Source organism: Bacteroides sp. An269 (genome assembly GCF_002159755.1).
Taxonomy (GTDB): Bacteria; Bacteroidota; Bacteroidia; order Bacteroidales; family Bacteroidaceae; genus Phocaeicola; species Phocaeicola intestinalis.
The window spans coordinates 1-5,664 of record NZ_NFJG01000172.1 but is presented as its reverse complement, the minus strand read 5'-3'; the positions used below and the strand labels follow the sequence as shown (position 1 = coordinate 5,664).

Below are 5,664 nucleotides of genomic sequence, written 5' to 3'. Positions count from 1 at the left end.
ATGGCAGAATCCCGCCGGTGTCATACGCCCGGCAACAGGGGGCTGGATGATGTGCTGCAATGGCGCATCATTGAGTTCATAAAAAACGAGCAGTGGTCTCCCCGGCAGAGGTACTTTCCAGCTATTTCTTGCAACATTCTTCTACAAAATCTGACAAGAATTAAAGAAAACCTTATATCTTTGCGCCCAAAAACCGTTTTTTAGACTTAATTACCTATCAAGATGTTGGAAAGAGACTATATCATGCGACTGATACGCCAGTTTTTCGAAGCACTCGAAAAGCTGAAAGAAAAACGAGACACAAATGACGGAACAAGCATTCAAGTGGAAACAAACAATATGTACACCTCCTATTTCCACCAGCCCGAAGCTTTCTTCTATGAAGCCGGTTCCGATATCATCATCGGGTATATGCAAGCACGGTTTTCAGAAAAAGAATATATGCAACGAATCGAACTGTTGGCTGAACTGCTCTACTTTGATTCAACTATCAAAACGTCAAAAGAACAACAAAGAATGCTGTGGGAAAAAGTGCTTGACCTGCTTACCTTTTTAGATACACATAGCGACACTTTTTCATTCGACAGAAGACGAAAGATGGAGGATATAAAGGCTTTACTTAACCCATGAAAGTCTAAAAATATTCTTTTTCAGCAAAAAAATATGTTTTTTCCTCTTAAAATACCAATCTCCTAAAAAAGTTTTTCTATATTTGCTTACAATATGATAAAACAAGACTGATTAATTCTTATGGAAAAGATTGATAATCTCGACAAACAGATTCTGGAAATCATTTCACAGAACGCACGCATCCCGTTTAAAGATGTAGCAGCAGAATGTGGCGTATCACGCGCCGCTATCCACCAACGTGTACAACGACTTATTGACCTCGGCGTAATCATCGGTTCGGGTTACCACGTAAATCCTAAAAGCTTGGGCTACAGCACCTGCACTTACGTAGGTATCAAGCTGGAAAAAGGCTCGATGTATAAAAGTGTTGTCGCTGAACTGGAGAAGATTCCCGAAATTGTAGAATGCCACTTCACCACGGGGCCTTATACGATGCTGACCAAACTTTATTCTACCGACAACGAGCACCTCATGGAATTATTGAATTCGAAAATTCAGGAAATCCCCGGAGTTACAGCTACGGAAACACTGATTTCGCTGGAGCAAAGCATCAAAAAAGAAATCCCCATCCGTAAAGGCTCGAAATGATGGACTGGCTTATAACCAATCATATCGGAGGAATCGCCATCGGCATCTGTACGTTTCTGATTATTGGGATGTTTCATCCTATAGTCATCAAAGCCGAATACTACTTCGGCACAAGGTGCTGGTGGTGGTTCCTTGTGTTGGGAATTGCAGGAATCATTGGCTCTGTACTGGTAAACGACCTCTTGATAGCAAGCCTGTTGGGAGTATTTGCTTTTTCCTCATTCTGGAGCATTAAAGAGATATTCGAACAGCGCGAGCGTGTATTAAAAGGCTGGTTTCCAATGAATCCTAAACGGGAACAAGAATACAGATAAGTATTTGCCATTTAGAACTTACAATTTACAAATATGAATGTCTGCAATTAGCCTCAATAATTATATGCCAGATTAAAGATACTTACTTTGCCAATGCAGATATATTATTGATGGAATGCAGACATCGTAAATTGTAAACTGCGACTTATAATCAGCCGTTATCTATCGCTTCATATTTTTGTAAAGGCAATTCGCCTTTCAAAACTCCCAAGGCATTCATCGCCAAAGCTCCCATTTCATCCTCACCAGGAATTACTACGATACGCGCCAACCCTTCTATCCATTCGCGCAACAAAGAAACCACATACGCATTATGGGCTATTCCTCCTGTCAAAATAATGGCATCGGTATGTCCATGAAGTGCCACATGCATTGCCCCGATCTGTTTGGCAACGGTATAAACCATCGCTTCGAGTACCTGCTTATGACGGACATTACCGGCATGCACCCAACGCACAATAGTCTGTACATCGGTTGTACCTAAATAGGCGAGCAGCCCTCCCCTGCCATTCAGCATCTTATGGATTTCTTTCTGCGTGTACTTGCCACTGAAACACAAATCGACCAACTGACGCGCGGGAATAGTTCCGGCACGCTCGGGACTGAACGGACCTTCACCATCCAAAGCATTGTTAACATCGACTACCTTGCCGTGACGATGCGCACTGACCGAAATGCCCCCTCCCAAATGAGCTACCACCAAATCGAGTTCCTCATAATGCTTCTGAATAGAAGCTGCATACCGGCGAGATACGGCACGACTGTTTAAAGCATGAAAAACAGACTGGCGGGGAATTTCAGGAATACCCGAAAAACGTGCCACATCGCGCAACTCGTCGGTCACTACCGGATCGGCAATGAACGAAGGGCAACCTATCTGACTGGCAAATTCGTCTGCCATCGGTGCAGCAAGATTGGAAGCATGTTCTACCGAAGCATGCCACAAATCGTACTTGATTTGCTCATTAATTTGATACACCCCTCCCGGCGTAGGACGCAATAAGCCTCCCCGCCCAATAATGGCATCAAACGCCATCGGTATACCTGCCCGTTGCAGAGCATCAAGCACATGCATGCGCCGGTACTCATATTGCTCGTTGATATGATGAAACCTTGCCAATTCTTTAGCAGAATGAAAGACACTTTCGCGCCAGACCTGTTCCAAATCCTCGTAAACCGCCAGCTTGGTAGAAGTAGAACCAGGGTTGATAACCAGTATTTTCATAACGTATCTTGATTTAAGTTTCCTGCCAGACATGCCAACACCAAGCTATAAAACTTGGAGTTGCCCGAATCGCTGCGCGAAGGCACTACTACCGGAGCTATGGTGCCGGTAAGCATCCCTGCCATATTGGCATCGCCGAACAAGGAAAGGGTTTTATAAAAAGTATTGCCTGCCTCAATATTGGGAAATATCAGCACATCGGCATTACCTACTACGGGCGAAGACAATCCCTTGATTTCGCCGCTATGCCTGTCACAAGCCGTCTTGGCATCCATCGGACCGTCAATGAACACTTTTCCGAAACGACCTTGCAGAGCCTCTTCCTTCAAGTGAACATAACTCAGCGTATGAGGAAACTTCTCATTCACCTTCTCCGAACAATGAATCAAAGCGATACGCGGCTGCTCATTACCCAGTTCACGACACAATGCCACGTCACATGATACCATTGCACGAAACTGTTCGAGCGTGGGACGAGGGATAACCGCCGCATCCGAGAACAACAGCAACTTGTGATACAAAGGCACTTGTGCCACCGCCACATGGCTCAGCACACCGCCCGGAGGAAGCAGTCCCACCTCTTTCTTCAGCACAGCCCGCAACAGATTATCAGTATTTATCAAACCTTTCATCAAGATATCAGCCTCGCCTGTACGTACCAATTCCACTGCCAAAGCCGCAGCTTCATCAGGCGTGGAAGCTTCGTATATCCTGACAAAATCGGGAGATGCCCCACGCAGCTGGTAAGCCATATCCTTATGGGCCGAATCGATTACCAACAGAAACTCGGCGATTTCTTCGCGCAAGCTACGAATAATGACGTATTCCGTATGAGGGTCATTCGGACAAACCACCGCCACTCGCCGCCGGATGCACGACGAACGCAGACGGTTTACCACTTGTGAGAGGGTTCGAAGCAATTCCATACCATCAGATTTTTGGCAAAGATGAGAAATAAATCTGAATTTATCCCTATCTTTGCCTTGATTCCACAAAAGATTTAACTTATGAAAACGTTTCAAACATTTGACATCGAATCCACATACCGTGCACTTCACAGCCGGTTCCCCAATCATAATAGTGCCCCCGTTATTGGCATCACCGGAAACTTCAGCGAAGGAAATCTAAGCCTTGCACCAGGATATTATGCTTCCATTCTGAAAGCCGGAGGTGTTCCGCTTATTATACCACCATTCGAAAACGATAACATTTTGATAAACCTCCTTGACAATATAGACGGACTCTTATTAAGTGGAGGAGGAGATATCAATCCTTTATTCCTGAAAGAAGAACCAGTAAAAGAATTACACAATATAAATCCTTATCGTGACCAGCAGGAATTACTGATAGCCCGTCTGGCAGCCAATCGCCAAATACCCATGCTAGGTATTTGCAGGGGCATACAGATAATGAACACCGCATTGGGAGGAAGCCTATACCAAGATATTTATTCACAGACCGGAAGCGAACTCATCAAACACAACCAGGACCTGGACCGTGCATATGCCTCACATACCGTCCGGATAGCAACTGACAGCCAGCTTGCTAAAATTATGGGGCAGAACACTTTGCCTGTCAATTCATTCCATCATCAGGCAGTAAAAGAACCAGCTCCTGGCTTCCGCATATCTGCAACGTCCGCCGATGGCATTATCGAAGCCATTGAAAGTACTGAAGGCAAATCAATGCTCGGCGTGCAATGGCACCCCGAATGTTTCATCCTGAATGGCGACGAATGCATGATGCCCCTCTTCAACTGGCTCTTACAAGAAGCAGACTCTTTCCGGCAAGCCAAAGCACTGCATCAACGAATATTGACACTAGACTCTCATTGCGACACTCCAATGTTCTTCGAACAAGGCATCAACTTTGCCACACGAGACCCGAAGATAAAGGTTGACTTACACAAAATGACGGAAGGACGGCAAGATGCCACCATCATGGTAGCCTATCTCCCGCAGAAAGAACGTACCGATGAAGCCTTACTGGCAGCTACCGCTAAAGCCGACCAGTTATTGAACGAGATAGAACACATGGTAGCCATGAATTGTACCGCCATCGACATTGCCTATACCCCCAAAGACCTGTACCGGCTGAAACAAGCCGGCAAGAAAGCCATTATGCTGGGTATCGAAAACGGATATGCTATCGGAAAAGACCTAAGCAACATTGAACGTTTCCGCAAACGAGGAGTAGTATACATGACCTTGTGTCACAATGGGAACAACGACATCTGCGGTTCAGCACGATACAACGAAGGAAACCTGGGCGTAAGCGATTTCGGCGAACAGGTCATCCACGAAATGAACCGTGTAGGTATGTTGGTCGACTTATCGCACGCAGGCGAACAGAGTTTCTACGATGCACTGGATATCAGCTGCCAACCCGTAGTCTGCTCACACTCTTCCAGCCGGGCTCTATGTGACCATCCACGTAATCTGACCGATGAGCAACTGAAAGCCATTGCCCGCAAAGACGGCGTGGTACAACTCTGCCTATATGGTGGTTTTCTCCGTACAGACCGTCCGGCTACCCTTGATGATGCAATCGAACATTTACATCACATCGTCAACCTCATAGGAGTAGACCATGTAGGCATCGGTACCGATTTTGATGGAGATGGGGGTATCATCGGTTGCAACGACTCGTCTGAGTTGATAAACTTTACCCGCAAATTGTTATATGAACGATACAGCGAAGAAGACATCCAACTGATTTGGGGAGGCAATTTCCTGCGGGTAATGCAACAAGTACAAAAAATTTAGTGTCTTATACTGATATGATTTACATCGTTCTGTTTTAAGAAGCTGTTTTGAATTTCTCCAAAAAGTTTTTCTTGGCTTGATGTATCCGTTTTCGTGTGTGCTTTGGGCGATTTTTTGGTCCTTTTCGCTCCTGTTCTTCGTC

General features: G+C 45.4%; 6 protein-coding genes and 1 pseudogene. 5 read left to right on the top strand and 2 right to left on the bottom strand.

Translation table 11 applies throughout. From position 1 onward, the window contains the following. From B5F71_RS20850 to B5F71_RS18495, 4 genes and pseudogenes are all read left to right on the top strand, one after another. A pseudogene (locus tag B5F71_RS20850) lies at positions 1-204 on the top strand (hypothetical protein); the annotation flags it as partial. An 18-nt stretch (positions 205-222) separates the two neighbouring features. After that, entirely contained in the window at positions 223-630 is a 408-nt protein-coding gene (locus tag B5F71_RS18505; protein ID WP_022040983.1) for a hypothetical protein, read from the top strand. Between the two features lie 120 nt (positions 631-750). Continuing rightward, positions 751-1,218: an Lrp/AsnC ligand binding domain-containing protein gene (locus B5F71_RS18500; RefSeq protein WP_022040984.1), complete on the top strand. Its 468-nt coding sequence runs from the start codon at positions 751-753 to the stop codon at positions 1,216-1,218. Beyond that, positions 1,218-1,532 carry a DUF4491 family protein gene (locus B5F71_RS18495; RefSeq protein ID WP_022040985.1) on the top strand — a complete coding sequence of 105 codons (315 nt, stop codon included), beginning with the start codon at positions 1,218-1,220 and terminating at the stop codon, positions 1,530-1,532. Before B5F71_RS18500 ends, B5F71_RS18495 begins: the two co-directional genes overlap by 1 nt. Positions 1,533-1,683: 151 nt before the next feature. Here B5F71_RS18495 and buk read toward each other — a convergent pair whose 3' ends face one another. Continuing rightward, on the bottom strand, positions 1,684-2,757 hold the full coding sequence (gene buk, locus B5F71_RS18490; RefSeq protein ID WP_087213275.1) for a butyrate kinase: 1,074 nt from the start codon (positions 2,755-2,757) through the stop codon (positions 1,684-1,686). Next, complete coding sequence (locus tag B5F71_RS18485; RefSeq protein WP_022040987.1) at positions 2,754-3,683, bottom strand: phosphate acyltransferase; 930 nt, start codon at positions 3,681-3,683, stop codon at positions 2,754-2,756. The genes buk and B5F71_RS18485 overlap by 4 nt, the downstream gene beginning before the upstream one ends. An 81-nt stretch (positions 3,684-3,764) precedes the next feature. Between B5F71_RS18485 and B5F71_RS18480 the strand changes: the two genes are divergently transcribed. Then, on the top strand, positions 3,765-5,522 hold the full coding sequence (locus B5F71_RS18480) for a gamma-glutamyl-gamma-aminobutyrate hydrolase family protein (protein ID WP_087213272.1): 1,758 nt from the start codon (positions 3,765-3,767) through the stop codon (positions 5,520-5,522). The last annotated feature ends 142 nt before the right edge of the window (positions 5,523-5,664 follow it).

Coding starts and splice junctions, on each gene's coding strand:
- buk (WP_087213275.1), bottom strand. CDS start 2,757: ATGAAAATACTGGTTATCAACCCTGGTTCTACTTCTACCAAGCTGGCG.
- B5F71_RS18485 (WP_022040987.1), bottom strand. CDS start 3,683: ATGGAATTGCTTCGAACCCTCTCACAAGTGGTAAACCGTCTGCGTTCG.
- B5F71_RS18505 (WP_022040983.1), top strand. CDS start 223: ATGTTGGAAAGAGACTATATCATGCGACTGATACGCCAGTTTTTCGAA.
- B5F71_RS18495 (WP_022040985.1), top strand. CDS start 1,218: ATGGACTGGCTTATAACCAATCATATCGGAGGAATCGCCATCGGCATC.
- B5F71_RS18480 (WP_087213272.1), top strand. CDS start 3,765: ATGAAAACGTTTCAAACATTTGACATCGAATCCACATACCGTGCACTT.
- B5F71_RS18500 (WP_022040984.1), top strand. CDS start 751: ATGGAAAAGATTGATAATCTCGACAAACAGATTCTGGAAATCATTTCA.